The organism is Parabacteroides bouchesdurhonensis, assembly GCF_900186615.1.
Classification (GTDB): domain Bacteria; phylum Bacteroidota; class Bacteroidia; order Bacteroidales; family Tannerellaceae; genus Parabacteroides; species Parabacteroides bouchesdurhonensis.
In genome coordinates this window covers 2750966-2768463 of the sequence record NZ_LT896588.1, presented here as the reverse complement: position 1 = coordinate 2768463, position 17498 = coordinate 2750966, and the positions used below count along the sequence as shown (strand labels likewise).

The window sequence follows — 17498 nt, the reverse complement described above, 5'->3', positions numbered from 1 at the left end:
ATCTTTCTATTAGAAACCAACTGTAACATTAAACGTATATGAGCGAGATGTAGGAGCTGCGCCCAATTCAATACCGGTAGCATTGGTATTAGTTGTTGACACTGATTCAGGGTCAATACCTTCCATATGACTTGCTATCATCCATACATTGTTTGCAGTGAATGATAAACGCAAACGTTCGATAGGTGTTTTTGCCAACAATTTCTTATCAAAACTATATCCTAGTGTCAAATTACGCAAACGAACATTTGTTGCATCATATAGAAACGCTTCACCAACACCTAAATTTCCATTACCAGCACGTTCCCAGTACAATTGAGGAGTAACAGGTGTTGTATTTGCCGTATAGCTATCACCAGAGGCTGTAACAGAATTAGGAACAACGAATTCTTCGCGAGCACCATTAACAACTGTTCCTGCTGCGGCACCATTGTAATACAGTTTTGCAGTTGTTGCTGAATAAATTTTACCGCCAATACGTGCATCAATTAAAAAGCTTAAGGATATATTCTTGTAGTTGAATGTATTGGTGATACCTAGCATACATTTAGGCTGCTGATTTCCCAAATACTGCAATTCAGAAGTTAACAAAGGCAAGCCTTGAGCATCAACAATTATTTTACCTGCATCAGGTCCGCTTTCTACACGTTGGAATTTTCTACCATAAATATCTCCATACAGACCGCCTGTACGAGCTACAACTTTCACTTCATCATTAAAAGAACCATCAGACAACCCCATTTCATTGATTCCTTCATAAAGATCAATAACCTTATTACGGTTGAATGATAAATTAGCTGTTATATTCCAGCTAAAACCTTTAGGATTCTGGAAAATATCTGCATAAGCCATAATTTCAACACCGGCATTCTGTATATTACCTGCATTAATTTTTTTGCTTGAATAACCAGAGAATGGGTCAAGTGGTAAATCTAACAACTGGCGAGTAGCATTACTTTTGTACCAAGCGAAATCAATGCCGAGACGATTATTGAGGAATTTTAAATCAACTCCGGCTTCCCAAGACTTAATTAACTCAGATCTCACATCCGGATTATACAAAACATCTCCAGGTTTTGCTACAGGATTGCCAAAAGGATCTTTATCCATTGAATATACTGTATATAATTGATATGGGTCCAAATCATTACCTACTTCCGCAAAAGAAGCACGTACTTTAGCAAATGTCATCCAATCTGGTAATGATCCTCCATTCTTTTGAATCATATCCGAAACTACAGCAGACAAGCTGACAGATGGATAAAAGTATGAACGGTTTGCACTACTCATAGTTGACGACCAATCGTTACGAGCCGTAAGATCCAAAAACATCCATCCATCGTAATTAATTTGTAATGAACCGTATAACGAATTCATCTTACGTTGTGTCAGCGTATATTCATATCCCATATTATTTTTATCGGCTGCATTGTTAACAGAAAATAAATTCGGAATTAACAAATCACCCGTAGAGATTTTTTCTTTCGTTCTTTTTTGCATCATCAGATTTCCACCGAATGTTACAAAACCACCGAATTTGCCCAATAGATTATCTTTTTGTGCAGTAGTTAAGAAACTAAAGTTATTTTCATAGAAAGTTTCAGAACCTTCCGAGTAATTACCTTTCGGAGTAACATTACCACCTGCATATAGTTTATTGGTAGTCGTTGTAGTATAGTAATCCGTACCACCTTTTAATTCAACATTCCACCAATCAAAAATCTTATAAGACAAAGACATTGTACCCAAAAAACGATTACGAGTATCTTCATTGGTTCTATAGTCCTTTGTCCAATATGGGTTTTCTTGAGGAGTCTTTTCCGTATCCCACCAGATCATTTGCCCTTCAGAATCCACACAATTTTTTAAATCAAGAATATTGATAGAACGAGGCAAGTTGTAGATTGTGCTGAATGCATTTGACTGGTTGATACCTTGAAGTGGACGATTATGTCCGATATTATTCAAGTAGTTAACCTTTCCATCCAGTTTCCAGCGTTTATCTGGACCAAACTCCATTGTACCACGCAAGTTAATAGAAGTCTTGCTCAGTTTTGCACCCGGAACAATACCTTTATCATCCGAACGATTGATAGATGCAAAAACAGAAGTTCCTTCGTTAGCCTGTTGGAAAGATATACCTTCATTGAAAGATACCCCCGTATCAAAATAGTTTCCTACATTGTCATACGTATACATTGGAACATTCTGGCCATTCCAGCTATCTATATTAACAGAACCATCAGCAATAGGTCCCCAACTAGAACGAGATTTAACATTATAAATACCTGTAGAACCTTGTCCGAATGAACTCTGTATATCCGGCTCCATAAACATTGTTTCGGCAGTTACTCCGGCGTTAACCGTAATACCCAAACCTGTTTGCTTCTTACCAGACTTAGTAGTAATCAAGATAACACCGTTACCAGCACGTGAACCATACAATGCAGCAGCGGAAGCACCTTTCAAAACGTTCATTGATTCAATGTCTTCCGGGTTGATATCAGACAGACCGTTACCCATGTCAGGCCCTTTATTACCCCAAGCATCAGCTACACCTCCCTGGAAATTATCCATTGGGACACCATCAACAACAATCAATGGTTGGTTAGTGCCGGTAATAGAGCTATTACCACGAAGTACGATTTTAGAAGAGCTTCCCGGACCACCTGAGGAGCGAACAACCTGCAAACCGGAAACCTTACCGGATAAAGCATTCGTAACATTACTTTCACGTGCATCCAAAATAGCATCGCCTTTTAATTCCTGAGTAGCATAACCTAAAGCTTTCTTTTCACGTTTAATACCTAAAGCGGTAACCACAACTTCATCCAGTTTTTGAGTGTCTTCGGCTAATTTTATAGAGCCAAGAGCTTGTCCGTTATACGGTATCTCCAGAGTAGTATAGCCAATAAAGGAAATCTGGATAATATCTCCTTTCTTAACATCTTCCAATGTAAAATTACCGTCAAAATCGGTAATTGTTCCATTGGTTGTTCCTTTCACAACAACAGATGCTCCGGTAACAGGACCAAAATCATCTTCAACTGTACCCGTAACTTTCCCTGATTGTTGGGAAATAGTGGTACCTTGCTTAACAGGAGCAAGATCCGCATAAACATTTCCGGAGAAACACAATGCACCTGCTAATAGAATTAAGCTGACAGGTTTAGAGTTTTTCAACATAATTGATGGTTTTATGTAAATAAATAATAGACATTGCTTTGGCAAAACACAAGTCTTTTTTAATTAACTACGTAACGTTAGAGTAGGAAGTCTGTTAGATTTGGCGTTAAGTTCATTATTTGTTTTTTACCATAGTACTAAAAGAACTTCGTACATTTCATATTCGCCACAAATATATGAAATATTTATTTCGCTTTGTTATTTTTCTTAAAAAAATCAGAGAGTAATTTCAATTTTAACATTGCCATATAATTCATTATCCATGATTTAAGTTAAATTTAAAACCATAGTATAATTATACACTTATTCATATTTTGCACTTAAAACATAAAGTACTCACAATCTATCCTATTTCTATATTTCTTAAAAAAGATTGACTTTTAAAGGAAATATCCAATCACGAAAATGTTCTTTTAGAACTTAGTTGTAACTGGATGTTTTTGGGCAAGTAAACAAAAATTGCTACTTTTGCGGAAAAGAAAAACAAAAAGCAAAATGAAAGTAATCGATTTAATAAGAAACAACAAAAACACCGCTTTTTCCTTTGAAATACTTCCTCCTCTTAAAGGAAACAGCATTCAGAAAGTTTATAATGTAATCGATAAGCTCAGAGAATTTGATCCTAAGTATATCAATATAACATCCCATCACAGTGAGTTCATATATAAAACTTTACCCGATGGAAATATTCAGAAGGTAAATATTCGCAAGCGTCCGGGTTCTGTCGCTATTGCTTCCGCTATCCAGAACAAATATGGAATTACTGCTGTGCCTCATATTATATGTAAAGGATTTACGAAGGATGAAACAGAATATGCTTTGATAGACCTCAACTTTTTAGGTGTTTACGATTTGCTTCTGTTAAGAGGTGACATAAAAACATTGGATACCAGCACGAATACAGGTCAATATCACGAACATGCAACCGACCTACAACAGCAAGTAAACAATTTCAATAACGGTATTGCCATAGATGGTTCTACTTTTGAGGCTAATGAAACACCGTTTTCCTATGGTATGGCATGCTATCCTGAAAAACACGAAGAAGCACCCAATATGGATTCCGACATCTTTTATTTAAAAGAAAAGGTTAAAAATGGAGCGGATTACCTGGTAACACAAATGTTCTTCGACAATAAAAAGTACTATGCGTTTGTAGACCGTTGTCGTGCAGAAGGCATTACAGTACCTATTATTCCGGGAATCAAGCCTGTCGTATTCAAAAATCAACTAACCGTATTGCCTAAAATATTTCGTTCGGAAATACCGGAACCTTTTGCCACAGAACTTAGTAAATGTAAAAATGATAAAGAAGCAGAAGAAGTCGGGGTTGAATGGTGTATACAACAATGTAAAGATCTGATTGCTCACGGTGTACCCAGCCTGCATTTTTATACAATGATGGCTTCTAACAGCGTATACAGAGTAGCGAAAGAAATTTACTAATCAAGTTTTGTATGTTCAACTTAAATAGTAGGTAGTTTGCCGTTGCGGGCTTATCCCGCAACTTTATATTTATTTTAATGATAGATATTTTCCGGTATGGTTACCTCACCTATTAAAGAACAATTCATATGTTCTTTTACTTCATTCGGCGTTAGTCCGTGTCCAAAAAGAAACATAAGTTTAGTAACAGCACATTCCGTCGTACTGTCATAACCACTCACCACACCAGCTTCCAATAATTTATAACCCGTTTCATAGCGATGCATTTCTACGCTACCGGCACGGCATTGCGTTACATTTACAATTACAAGTCCTCTATCTACAGCTTCTTTCAACATAGCCAGAAACCAGTCGTCACTAGGAGCATTACCACTGCCGAATGTTTCCATTACAACACCTTTTAAACCGGGAATATTCAGAATACTTTCTATTACCTGCGGAGAAATGCCCGGAAATAGTTTTAATATGGCAATATTCCTGTCCAGTAAATAATGAGGTTTCAGAGGTTTTCGTGAAACCGGATGATATATTTGTACCGTATCGTAATTAATAGAGATTCCGGCATGGGCCAAAACCGGATAATTATAAGAATGAAACGCGTTAAAATTATCAGCATTTGTTTTACTGGTACGATTTCCACGCAATAAATCATTTTCAAAAAATATGCAAACCTCCGGAACAACAGGCATATCATTTTCCTTCGCAGCGGCAATCTCAATAGCTGTAACCAGATTTTCTTTTCCATCCGTACGCAACATCCCAATAGGAAGTTGCGACCCTGTCAGGATAACCGGTTTATTCAGATTTTCCAACATAAAACTAAGGGCAGAAGCCGTAAAAGCCATTGTATCTGTCCCGTGCAGTACAACAAAACCGTCATATAAAGAATAATTCTCGGCTATCACTTTCACAATTTTCTGCCACGAATCAGGCCCCATAGCAGAAGAGTCCATCGGTGGATCAAATTGGATGGAAGATATGGAACAATCTAAATTTTTCAAATCCGGAACATGCATCAGTAAATGTTGAAAGTCGAAAGCCTCTAACGCTCCCGTTTCCGAATTTTTAATCATCCCTATTGTCCCTCCCGTATATATTAACAGGATAGAAGTATTTTTATTCTTATGTACACTCATATTTCAAAATGATATTATCTTTCATCAAACGATACAAAGATACAGCAATATCATTTTGTCACAAAAATACAACCTATAAATATTAATACAACCGTTTTATTTTATCACAAATCAATTATTCGGTTACAAAATTATCATTTTGTCAATTTTACAGAATTAAAATTGTTCCAAAATCTGGATTCTCTTCTCAATAGGGGGATGAGTAGCAAAAAGACCACTCAAACCGCTCAATGCACTTTTTGCCTGATTACCGGGATGTTCAATAAAAAGTTGTGCAACATCCTCACGTTGTACAGCTTCTATATTCGGATCTACAGATATCTTTCGCAATGCACTGGCCAAAGCCTGAGGATTTTTAGTCATCTCTGCAGAACCTGCATCTGCCAGATATTCTCTCTTTCTGGAAATAGCAAAACGCATCAATATTGAAAAGAAATAGCCAACAGCAGCAATCAGCATGACAAGAACAATGATAATTGCAGTGCCATTCCCTTTGCTATCCCGATTACGTGAAGAAGAAAAAGAAGAATAATAAGCCGTGCGCATAGCAATCTGTGCCAACATGACAAAAATACCGACAAACACAATTGATATAATAAGTAAACGTACATCATGATTCCGTATATGAGACAATTCATGAGCAATCACGGCTTCTAATTCCTCATCATTTAATTTATCTATAATACCTCGCGATAACGTTACCGTATATGTACGCTCATTAATACCGCTGGCAAAAGCATTCAGCGAATCATCATCAATAATATTTATTTTCGGCATTTTCATACCCTGAGCCATACAGAGATTCTCTACCAAATTATAGACCCTCTTATTCTCTTTACGTTCCAACGGATGTGAACCGGTTGCCGAATTTATTATACTTGTATTGGCAAAATAGGCAATGATAAACCAGATAAGCACACCTCCTAATACATAAGGAGCCAGATGAAGGAACATATCTGTAGAATAGTTCATCAACTGGGCTTGAGTCATATTATCATCATTATATGCCAACACATGCAATAAATAACAGAAAGCATATAGCAGCCCTATCACCAAACAGGGAAACAGGCAGAGCAAAAGCAATGAACGGAAATTATTTCTACTCTGCTGAGTTTGTATACCAATGTACTGCATTGTCATTAAAACTGAATTTTAGGAGCTTCTTCCAATGTAGCACGTTGTTCTCCCAAATCAAACATCGTTTCTCTATGGAAACCGAACATATTGGCTATAATATTAGAAGGGAATGTCTGGATTGCATTATTTAATTCTTTGGTTGCCGAGTTAAAGTAACGTCTTACTGACGACAATTTATTTTCCAGATCGGCAATTTCTTCCTGCAACTGTAAAAAATTCTGGTTTGCTTTCAGATCAGGATAAGCTTCCAACGTAATCTTCAAACCGGAAAGAGCGGAAGTCAACATATTATCTGCAGCAATCTTTTCATCAATAGTCTTAGCGCTGATTGCTCCATTACGGGCATTAATCACTCTTTCCAATGTCTCTTTTTCATGAGCGGCATAGCCTTTTACGGTTTCTACCAACTGCGGAATCAAATCATAACGTTGTTTTAACTGCACATCAATATCAGCAAAAGCATTCTCCCGGTTGTTTCTCAACTTCACCAAAGAGTTATACAATGATACTACCCAGAGAACAACAATTACGAGAATTGCAACAATAATAACTAGTGTCATAAGTCTTTCAAAATTTATAATTATATGGGCCAAAGATAGGGAAAACTTTTATAGACAAAACAGATATTTATTTATACTTTTGTCTATCATAACTAACATATCTATTCGATCATGAAAAAATTATTAGTAACAGCATTATGCTTTATGAGCTTCGCTTTTCTTTCCGCCCAAACTCCGGAATACAAAGATTGGGCCAATTTTGGTAAATTCACAGAAGCTAACAAGACCGTAGAAAAACCGGTGGCTGTATTTATGGGAAACTCCATCACGGAAGGATGGTGGCACAACAACCAAGCATTTTTCACTTCAAACAACTATGTAAACAGAGGTATCGGAGGACAAGTAACTTCACAAATGCTTGTACGGTTCCGTCCCGATGTTATTGATCTCCACCCTAAAGTAGTAGTTATCCTTGCCGGCATTAATGATATTGCTTACAATGATTATGCCGTGCCTTTAAAGAATACATTTGAGAATATTGCCTCTATGGCCGATCTTGCCCGTGCAAATAATATCAAAGTAATTCTTTGTTCTACGCTTCCGGCATATAAATTTCCTTGGCGTCCGGGTGTAGAACCGGCTCCACTGGTAAAAGAGTTAAACAAAATGATTAAAGACTACGCAGACAAAACAGGAGATTTCTATCTGGATTATTATTCTACTATGGTTGACGAGCGTGGAGGTCTTTCTGCCGAAAACGCATCAGACGAGGTACATCCTACAGCTCAAGGATACAGAATTATGGAACCAATAGTAAAAGCTGCTATTGAAAAAGCAGTGAAATAATTTTCTACTTAAAAAATCGCCTTATTCTAAAAAGATCCCGATGATTTATAAAAATCATCGGGATCTTTTTCCAAAATCATCGAGATGGTTTATTTATACCTTAGCAGAAACAAATAAAATATTTTTCAAAAAAAACAGCGAAAACATTTGCAGATTGTTATACAATCTATATATTTGCTGCCGTAATAATACAAAAAGAGATGAAAACATTTATAGTAAATACATATTGGTGGTGGCGCTCCGTACAACTCAAAAGGTCGTAAGGAACGAAGACTTATATGTATATACTAGATTAAGAAAAATACAAAAAGAGGTCTGTTGCACTTGCGACAGGCCTCTTTTCTTTTTATAGCATTACCGGAAACAAACAAAACAAGAATAATAAAAAAATGAAAACGTATCAAGTTAACGAAAATGGGTACTATGGTGAGTTTGGCGGGGCATACGTTCCCGAAATTCTTCACCAATGCGTGGAAGACTTGCAAAAAACGTATCTGGAAGTATTAGAAAGCGAGAGTTTCAAACAGGAATATGATCAACTGCTACGCGATTATGTTGGCCGCCCTTCTCCGCTCTATCTGGCAAAGCGGCTAAGTGAAAAATACGGATGTAAAATTTATCTGAAACGGGAAGACCTGAACCACACCGGCGCTCACAAGATAAACAACACCATTGGACAAATCTTACTGGCCCGCCGGATGGGTAAAACCCGTATCATTGCAGAAACAGGAGCAGGTCAGCACGGTGTTGCTACTGCCACTGTCTGTGCCCTGATGAACATGGAATGTATCGTATATATGGGCAAGACAGACGTAGAACGCCAGCATGCCAATGTGCAAAAAATGGAAATGCTGGGAGCTACCGTTATTCCTGTGACTTCCGGGAATATGACGCTAAAAGACGCAACAAATGAAGCTATCCGCGACTGGTGTTGCCACCCCTCCGATACATATTACATTATCGGTTCAACAGTGGGCCCACACCCATATCCGGATATGGTAGCCCGTCTACAATCCGTCATCAGTGAAGAAATAAAAAAACAATTACAGGAAAAAGAAGGACGTGACTATCCCGATTATCTGATTGCCTGCGTAGGTGGCGGTAGCAATGCAGCCGGAACAATCTACCATTATCTCGACGAAGAACGTGTGAAAATAGTTCTGGCCGAAGCCGGTGGCAAAGGCATCTATTCCGGCATGAGCGCCGCTACGATCCAACTAGGCAAAAAGGGAATTATCCACGGCGCCCGTACGTTGGTAATGCAAAGTGAAGACGGACAGATTGAAGAACCTTACTCTATCTCTGCAGGTCTGGATTATCCGGGTATCGGTCCGATCCATGCCAACCTTTCCGTTACCCACCGGGCACAGATTCTGGCTGTAGACGATGATGAAGCTCTGGATGCAGCCTACGAGCTCACTAAACTGGAGGGAATCATACCGGCTCTTGAAAGTGCACATGCACTAGGAACTTTATCCAAAGTGGATTTCAAACCGGAAGACATTGTTGTTCTGACTGTTTCGGGACGTGGCGACAAAGATATGGATACATACATTACCAATAAAAGATAACGACCATGAGATATACATTCAAAACTATAAGCAAAAAGGTAATGGGCGACCTTCATACTCCCGTCAGCATCTACTTGAAGGTGCGTGATATCTATCCCGAATCCGCCCTATTGGAAAGTTCGGATTTCCACGGAAACGAAAACAGCCTTTCTTACATTGCCCTCTGTCCGTTGGCAAATATAGGTATTAACAACGGAGAATGCACAGTCGTTTTTCCCGACGGAAGCCGTGAAGTGAATCCAATTACGGAATCATATAATGTAGCAGACGCTACTAATGACTTCCTGAAACATTTTACGGTAGAAGGAGCTGACAAAAAAGTCTGCGGTCTGTTTGGCTACACAGCTTTCGACGCTGTACGCTATTTCGAAAATATCCCTGTTATGGAAGCTCATCACGAAGAAAATGATGCTCCCGATATGCTATACATATTATATAAGTATATTCTCGTCTTCAATCATTTCAAAAATGAACTTACTCTTGTAGAACTTCTCCAAAAGGGTGAAAACAGTAACCTGCAAGAAATAGAAACTCTGATAGAAAACCGTAACTACGCTTCTTATAATTTCCAGACCGTAGGTTCTGAAACCTCTCCCATCACAGGAGAAGAATATAAGGCGATGGTTCGCAAAGGTATAAAACACTGCCTTCGCGGTGACGTTTTCCAAATCGTATTAAGCCGTCGTTTTGAACAACCGTTCAAAGGTGACGACTTCAAAGTATACCGTGCTTTACGCAGTATTAATCCTTCGCCATATCTTTTTTACTTCGATTTCGGAGGCTTCCGTATATTCGGATCTTCACCGGAAACACATTGCAAAGTAACTGATGGACATGCCAGTATAGATCCTATTGCCGGAACGGCATTCCGGACAGGTAACGTAGAGATAGACAAGCAACGTACAGAATCTCTTTTAGCCGATCCTAAAGAAAATGCCGAACATGTCATGCTTGTAGACCTTGCCCGCAATGACCTGAGCCGCAATGCTCACAATGTACAGGTGGATTTCTACAAAGAGGTGCAATATTACAGCCATGTGATCCATCTCGTTTCACGTGTCAGCGGAGAGGTAAACTCCGATAGCAACCCGGTTAAGACCTATATTGACACCTTCCCCGCCGGAACACTTAGCGGAGCACCTAAAGTACGTGCCATGCAGCTAATTACCGACATTGAGAAACACAATCGGGGTGCTTACGGTGGCTGTATAGGGTTTATCGGACTAGATGGTGATCTGAACCAGGCCATCACCATCCGTACCTTCGTAAGCCGTGGCAACGTTCTTTATTACCAGGCAGGTGCCGGAATCGTAGCAAAAAGCAACGATGAGCGGGAACTACAAGAGGTAAATAATAAACTGGGTGCGTTAAAAAAGGCGATAGATCTGGCAACAACATTAATAAACTAATTATCCATTATGAAAATATTATTATTCGATAATTACGACTCCTTCACCTACAATTTACTGCATATATTGAAGGAACTGGGTGCAGAAGTAGAAGTGCACCGCAACGATAAAATAACACTCGACGAAGTAGATCGCTTCGACAAAATACTTCTTTCACCCGGGCCCGGCATTCCCGAAGAAGCAGGAATCCTTCTTCCCCTTATCCGCCAATATGCTCCCACCAAAAGCATCCTGGGTGTTTGTCTGGGTGAACAAGCCATAGGTGAAGCCTTTAGCGCAAAACTCATCAATCTCACAGACGTACATCACGGTGTTTGTTCGGATATACGTATCCTAAAAAAAGATCCGCTTTTCAATGGGCTTGAACCCGGTTTCCGTGCCGGACGTTACCATTCATGGGTTGTTTCCAAAGAAAACTTCCCCGACTGCCTTGAGATAACAGCCGAAGACATGGAGGAAGGGCAAATCATGGCATTACGGCATAAAGAATACGATGTACGTGGTATACAATTCCATCCGGAGTCGGTATTAACACCCAAAGGAAAGCAAATTATAAGCAACTGGTTGGAGGCTGACGGTATTAAAGCATGAGTAACCATATCCATTATAAAATAATAAATTAAACACATCATTCGTATGAAAGATATATTATACAGATTGTTCGAGCATCAGTATCTGGGACGTGACGAAGCGCGCCGGATATTGCAGAACATTGCCGCAGGCCGTTACAACGACTCGCAGATAGCCAGTCTCATTACAGTTTTTCTGATGAGAAGTATTTCCGTAGAAGAACTGACCGGTTTTCGCGAGGCATTACTCGAAATGCGTATTCCGGTAGACCTTTCCGAATACAAGCCGATCGACATAGTAGGTACAGGGGGTGATGGAAAAAACACGTTCAACATCAGTACTACCTCATGTTTTGTTGTGGCCGGAGCAGGTTATAACGTAGTGAAGCACGGCAACTACGGGGCTACATCAGTGAGTGGCGCCAGTAACGTGATGGAACAGCACGGTGTAAAATTCACGAAAGATATAGAACAACTCCGGCGTTCCATTGGCGAAACACACATTGCTTACCTACATGCGCCGCTGTTCAATCCGGCATTGAAAGCTGTTGCTCCCGTACGTAAAAGTCTTGGTGTACGTAGTTTTTTCAACATGTTAGGTCCACTGGTAAATCCGGTAATTCCTACGTATCAATTGCTGGGCGTTTATAATCTGCCGCTACTGCGTCTCTACAATTATACGTATCAGGAAAGCGGAACACGGTTTGCCGTTGTCCACAGCCTCGACGGCTACGATGAAATTTCGTTGACCGACGAATTTAAAGTAGCTATGCCGGAAAAAGAAAAACTCTACACGCCGGAGATGCTAGGTTTCCCTCGTTGTACGGAGGCCGATCTGGACGGAGGCGAAACCGCCGCCGATGCAGCACAGATCTTTGATGCCGTATTGAACAATACAGCAACGGAAGCACAAAAGAACTGCGTGATTGCCAACTCGGCTTTTGCCATACAGGTAATTTGTCCCGATAAGAAAATTGAAGAATGTCTCGATGAAGCCAGAGAGGCGCTTTTCAGCGGAAAAGCGTTGGAAACCTTTAACAAGTTTGTATCACTGAACAGCTGATTTTAGAGATCGTCTCTATTACTTTTGGCTTGACCCAAAAGTAGTCAAAAGGTCAAGGCTGCACCGTACGGGCTACTCCGGTAAAAGACTTCGCTGGATCGGCGGAACTCACTGCGCTCAAACAGCCGCCGCTCTTACCGCTGCGTCTTTTACCTCCGTTTAACGCCCGTCCGCTGAGGCCGCTCTCGAGGGAGCGTTGCTCTCTTTTGGGATGGCCGATACTGCCTCTTTTTCGGGGGAGTAACGTCGGGAGTACCCTTTTCCCCTCTAGAGAGGGGGGCAGGGGTGTGTTAAATCCCGCTTGTCGATATAAAAGAAAGCTTTGCTTTCTCCTATCCGGCCTCTGCCTGTGAGCGTAAGCGTAGTGCCTTGAGTAAGCGCCCGAAGCGTCCGCTGTTTGAGCGAAGCGAGTTCGGACGGTTCAGCGAATGAAAGGCACGAAGTAGCGAGCAGACAGCAGCCTTGAACTTTTGGTTACTTTTCTTTCAAGAGAAAAGTAACAAAGAATAGTATTTGTAAAACAAACAGATTATGAAAGATATCTTACATGACATTATCACCAATAAACGTATAGAAGTGGAACAGCAGAAACAAGCCATTCCACTCCAATCCCTATTGGCTATGGGCAGCGAGCGCCTCGATCGCACGCCTCACAGCATGCGAGCAGCTCTGGCAGCTTCTCCTTCGGGTATCATCGCCGAGTTTAAACGTAAAAGCCCATCGAAAGGATGGTTGCATCCTGATGCGAAGGTATCGGATATCGTCACTGAATATGAGAAAAACGGAGCTTCCGCCTGTTCCATATTAACAGACAGTAAGTTTTTTGGCGGTTCACTGAGCGACCTGCAACAAGCACGCCGTCATGTAAACCTGCCCCTATTACGCAAAGATTTCATCATCGACCCTTACCAACTATATCAGGCACGGGTAATGGGGGCCGATGCAATCCTTTTGATTGCTGCCGCTCTCTCTGTCGAAGAGTGCAGACAACTGGCAGAAACAGCGCATAGTCTTCAACTGGAAGTCTTGCTTGAAATACATACCGAAAACGAGCTGGAACACGTGAACGATTGTATTGACATGCTGGGAGTGAATAACCGCAATCTCGGGAGCTTCCATACCGATATAGAAAACTCATTCCGATTGGCAAGTGGAATGCTGGCAAAGGCAAAGACTGAAAGCTCATCACTCTTATTGGTTTCAGAGTCGGGTATCTCCGATCCGGCAACCATCATCCGCTTACGTGAAGCCGGATTCCAGGGCTTCCTTATCGGCGAAACCTTTATGAAGACGGAACAACCGGGTGAAACACTTGCCCAATTCATAGGAGGATTATCATGATCATAAAAGTATGTGGCATGCGTGAACCTGATAACATCCGGGATGTAGAAATGCTCGGTATTGACTGGATAGGGTTCATCTTTTATCCCAAATCACCTCGCTTCGTCCGGGATCAAGCTATTGCAAAAACAGACTCCGTTAAACGTGTGGGTGTCTTTGTAAATGCTTCTCATGAGCAGATAATGGAAACAGCAACCTCTTTCGGCTTAGATTACCTGCAATTGCATGGTAACGAAAGTCCGGATGATTGTTATGCGTTACAAAAACGCGGCTATGCCGTCATCAAAGCGATCTCCATATACTCTGCAGAAGATTTGGAACAGACAAAAGAGTATGAAGGACGTGTAGATTATTTCCTTTTCGACACCAAATGCAGCGGCTACGGAGGAAGTGGACAGCAATTTGATTGGGACATACTCACAACCTATACGGGAAACACTCCATTTTTATTGAGCGGAGGTATCAATCCGGGTAGTTCAGCAGCAATCCGTAAGTTCCGACATCCTCTGTTCGCAGGTATCGACCTGAACAGTGGATTTGAATCAGAGCCGGGACTAAAGGATACAGAGAAACTTAAAGACTTTATAGAAACAATTAAAACAACAGCAATATGAACCGCATTACAAATTTATTCGACACAAAGAGGAACGGAATCCTCTCCGTTTATTTCACCGCCGGCTATCCGAATCTGAATGATACCTCAACGATTTTGAAAGCGTTAGAGGCAAAAGGCATCGACATGGTAGAAGTGGGCATCCCCTTCTCCGACCCTATGGCCGACGGTCCGGTTATTCAGGAAGCTGCCACTCAAGCATTACGAAACGGGATGAGCCTCCGTCTGCTTTTCCAGCAACTTAAAGACATCCGTAAAGACGTGAATATACCTGTTATATTAATGGGTTACCTCAACCCGATTATGCAATACGGCTTTGAAAACTTCTGTAAAAGCTGTGCAGAAACCGGTATAGACGGAATGATTATTCCTGACCTGCCCTACGCCGACTACATGGTCGACTATAAATCCACAGCCGACCGTTACGACCTAAAAATTATCATGCTCATCACTCCCGAAACCTCCGAAGAACGCATCCGTCTTATCGACGCGCATACCAGTGGATTCATCTATATGGTATCAAGTGCTGCCGTCACCGGAGCGCAAAAAGACTTCAACGAGCAGAAGCAGGCTTATTTCCGCCGCATCAACGGCATGAATCTAAAGAATCCGCGTCTTGTAGGCTTTGGCATCAGCAACAAGGCAACGTATGAAGCCGCCAGAGCCAACTCGTCCGGCGCCATTATCGGCAGCAAGTTCGTACAGCTACTAAAAAGCGAGGCTTCAGCGGAGATGGCCGTCACCAAGTTACTAGACGCTCTAAAACAATAGTTGTCTTTGTGATGTTCTATTCACAAATTAAAATCAAAGAAGATGAATAACTTCACATTCCACAATCCGACCCGCCTGATCTTCGGTAAAGGCACAATTGAACAGCTGGCAACTGCTATCCCTGCCGTCCACCGCATTATGGTAACCTTCGGAGGGGGTAGCGTAAAGAAAAACGGTGTGTACGACCAGGTGGTCAGAGCCCTCAAAGACCGCGACTTCGTTGAGTTTTGGGGTATCGAGCCTAATCCGACCATCGAGACACTCCGCAAAGCCATCTATCTAGGCAAGGAAAAACAAGTTGACTTCCTGTTGGCTGTTGGAGGAGGATCCGTTATAGACGGAACCAAACTAATCTCCGCAGGATTAAACTATAGCGACGACGCGTGGAATCTGGTGAAGAAAGGATCTTACTACAACTGTACCCCTTTAGGAACCGTACTTACCCTGCCGGCCACCGGTTCCGAAATGAATAACGGAGCAGTGATTTCCTGTAAGGAGACACAAGAGAAGTACCCTTTCCACAGCAACTATCCGGTATTCTCCATCCTTGATCCGGAGACGACATTCACCTTGCCGCCTTTTCAGGTGGCTTGCGGGATAGCAGATACTTTCGTACATGTGATGGAACAATACATGACCACCATCGGACAATCCCGTCTGATGGATCGCTGGGCGGAAGGCATATTGAGTACTCTCATAGAAATAGCTCCCCAAATCAGAGAAAGCCAGAAGAATTATGATCTGATGGCAGACTTTATGCTCTCGGCAACTATGGGGCTGAACGGTTTCATTTCGATGGGAGTTTCGCAAGACTGGGCTACCCACATGATCGGACATGAGCTAACTGCCTTACACGGTATGACACACGGCGCTACGCTGGCAATTGTCTTCCCCGGAACTCTCCGTACCCTTCGCCAACAGAAAAAAGATAAGATCCTGCAATATGGCGAACGTATCTGGGGTATCAACTACGGTTCGGCCGATGAACGAATAGACAAAACAATAGAGAAGACTGAACAATTCTTCCGCAGCCTCGGATTACAAACACGCCTGTCGGAAGTTAATATAGGCAACTCTACTATTCTTGAGATCGAACACCGCTTTAACGAGCGTGGTGTTGCCTTTGGCGAAAAGCAGAATGTAGACGGAAAGATGGCAAGAGCCATTCTGGAAAACTGTATGTAAGACAGGTTTCATGGGCCTGCTATAAAAAAAGAACCGACCATTGTTCGATGGGCTACTGCAAGCTGGCACGAACCCGGCTAAGCGTTTCGGGCGTCATAAGCAAATAAGACGCTATGTGAGACAAGGGTGCGCGCCGTATGATCTCGGGATGCTCCTTTAGCAGCCGGTTATAGCGTTCGTTGGCAGTCTCAAAACGGAACGAATCCGTCTTACGCTGCGACAAGATCAGCGAGTCTTCCAGCAGGCCACGATAGATCATCTCTATTTCATAATCTTCGGCAGCCATCTCCAACAACGGATCGTGAGGTATGCCATATAGTACCGTATTTTCCAAAGCCTCCACCATCAGGCGTGCCGGACGCTGGCGCAAGAAACTCTCTATGCAGATAAAGATGCTATGCTCGCAGGCGAAATGTTCGGTCAGGTCCTTATTATTCTTATAGTAGAACTGACGGATCATCCCCTTCTCCACATAACCAATCTGTGTGCAAACCTCTCCTTCCCGCAGGAACATGGTATTCTTTTTCAGATTGGTACGAATCAATATAGATGCAAACTTATCCACAGCTTCGTCGCTGATGGGCTGAGGCGGATATGACAACTCTATGATTTTCTCTGCAATGTCTCTTAGTGGCTCCATACAAGGTCTTTTATTACTGGGGCAAAAGTAGCAATTTATCTATTCAATTCAAGGAACAGGGCAACAGAAATACTCGTTGCCCTCC

At 41.6% G+C, this 17498-nt stretch carries 15 protein-coding genes; 10 read left to right on the top strand and 5 right to left on the bottom strand.

The genetic code is table 11. The features are described from left to right. Window positions 1–9: 9 nt before the first annotated feature. A complete protein-coding gene (locus C1721_RS11960) occupies window positions 10–3186 on the bottom strand; it encodes a SusC/RagA family TonB-linked outer membrane protein (protein WP_102408484.1) in 3177 nt (1058 codons plus the stop codon). A 495-nt stretch (window positions 3187–3681) separates the two neighbouring features. Here C1721_RS11960 and metF point away from each other — a divergent pair, with 495 nt between their 5' ends. Next, complete coding sequence (gene metF, locus C1721_RS11955) at window positions 3682–4632, top strand: methylenetetrahydrofolate reductase [NAD(P)H] (protein ID WP_102408483.1); 951 nt, start codon at window positions 3682–3684, stop codon at window positions 4630–4632. A gap of 74 nt (window positions 4633–4706) precedes the next feature. On the opposite strand, the gene C1721_RS11950 is transcribed toward metF, so the two are convergent. The 3 genes from C1721_RS11950 to C1721_RS11940 all read right to left on the bottom strand — a co-directional run bounded on the left by C1721_RS11950 (window position 4707) and on the right by C1721_RS11940 (window position 7465). Further along, a complete protein-coding gene (locus C1721_RS11950) occupies window positions 4707–5768 on the bottom strand; it encodes an asparaginase (protein ID WP_102408482.1) in 1062 nt (353 codons plus the stop codon). Window positions 5769–5924: 156 nt separating this feature from the next. After that, a complete protein-coding gene (locus C1721_RS11945; protein ID WP_102409433.1) occupies window positions 5925–6902 on the bottom strand; it encodes a M48 family metallopeptidase in 978 nt (325 codons plus the stop codon). Between the two features lie 5 nt (window positions 6903–6907). After that, window positions 6908–7465: a LemA family protein gene (locus C1721_RS11940; protein WP_102408481.1), complete on the bottom strand. Its 558-nt coding sequence runs from the start codon at window positions 7463–7465 to the stop codon at window positions 6908–6910. A gap of 111 nt (window positions 7466–7576) precedes the next feature. Here C1721_RS11940 and C1721_RS11935 point away from each other — a divergent pair, with 111 nt between their 5' ends. From C1721_RS11935 to C1721_RS11890, 9 genes are all read left to right on the top strand, one after another. Then, window positions 7577–8251: an SGNH/GDSL hydrolase family protein gene (locus tag C1721_RS11935; RefSeq protein WP_102408480.1), complete on the top strand. Its 675-nt coding sequence runs from the start codon at window positions 7577–7579 to the stop codon at window positions 8249–8251. 389 nt (window positions 8252–8640) lie between these two features. Then, complete coding sequence (trpB, locus tag C1721_RS11925) at window positions 8641–9822, top strand: tryptophan synthase subunit beta (RefSeq protein WP_102408479.1); 1182 nt, start codon at window positions 8641–8643, stop codon at window positions 9820–9822. Between the two features lie 5 nt (window positions 9823–9827). Further along, entirely contained in the window at window positions 9828–11231 is a 1404-nt protein-coding gene (locus tag C1721_RS11920; RefSeq protein ID WP_102408478.1) for an anthranilate synthase component I family protein, read from the top strand. Window positions 11232–11240: 9 nt separating this feature from the next. Continuing rightward, the gene (locus C1721_RS11915; RefSeq protein ID WP_102408477.1) at window positions 11241–11822 is read left to right on the top strand and encodes an anthranilate synthase component II; all 582 of its coding nucleotides are present in this window, start codon (window positions 11241–11243) and stop codon (window positions 11820–11822) included. A gap of 45 nt (window positions 11823–11867) precedes the next feature. After that, complete coding sequence (gene trpD / locus C1721_RS11910; protein WP_102408476.1) at window positions 11868–12863, top strand: anthranilate phosphoribosyltransferase; 996 nt, start codon at window positions 11868–11870, stop codon at window positions 12861–12863. Window positions 12864–13394: 531 nt separating this feature from the next. Continuing rightward, window positions 13395–14204, top strand: a complete 810-nt coding sequence (trpC, locus tag C1721_RS11905; protein WP_102408475.1) for an indole-3-glycerol phosphate synthase TrpC — start codon at window positions 13395–13397, stop codon at window positions 14202–14204. Next, complete coding sequence (locus tag C1721_RS11900; RefSeq protein WP_102408474.1) at window positions 14201–14818, top strand: phosphoribosylanthranilate isomerase; 618 nt, start codon at window positions 14201–14203, stop codon at window positions 14816–14818. The genes trpC and C1721_RS11900 overlap by 4 nt, the downstream gene beginning before the upstream one ends. Beyond that, a complete protein-coding gene (gene trpA / locus C1721_RS11895; protein ID WP_102408473.1) occupies window positions 14815–15588 on the top strand; it encodes a tryptophan synthase subunit alpha in 774 nt (257 codons plus the stop codon). The genes C1721_RS11900 and trpA overlap by 4 nt, the downstream gene beginning before the upstream one ends. Before the next feature lie 42 nt (window positions 15589–15630). Then, window positions 15631–16773 carry an iron-containing alcohol dehydrogenase gene (locus C1721_RS11890; RefSeq protein WP_102408472.1) on the top strand — a complete coding sequence of 381 codons (1143 nt, stop codon included), beginning with the start codon at window positions 15631–15633 and terminating at the stop codon, window positions 16771–16773. Window positions 16774–16825: 52 nt separating this feature from the next. Here the strand turns inward: C1721_RS11890 and C1721_RS11885 are convergent, their stop codons facing one another. Beyond that, complete coding sequence (locus C1721_RS11885; protein WP_102408471.1) at window positions 16826–17413, bottom strand: Crp/Fnr family transcriptional regulator; 588 nt, start codon at window positions 17411–17413, stop codon at window positions 16826–16828. Window positions 17414–17498 lie beyond the last annotated feature (85 nt).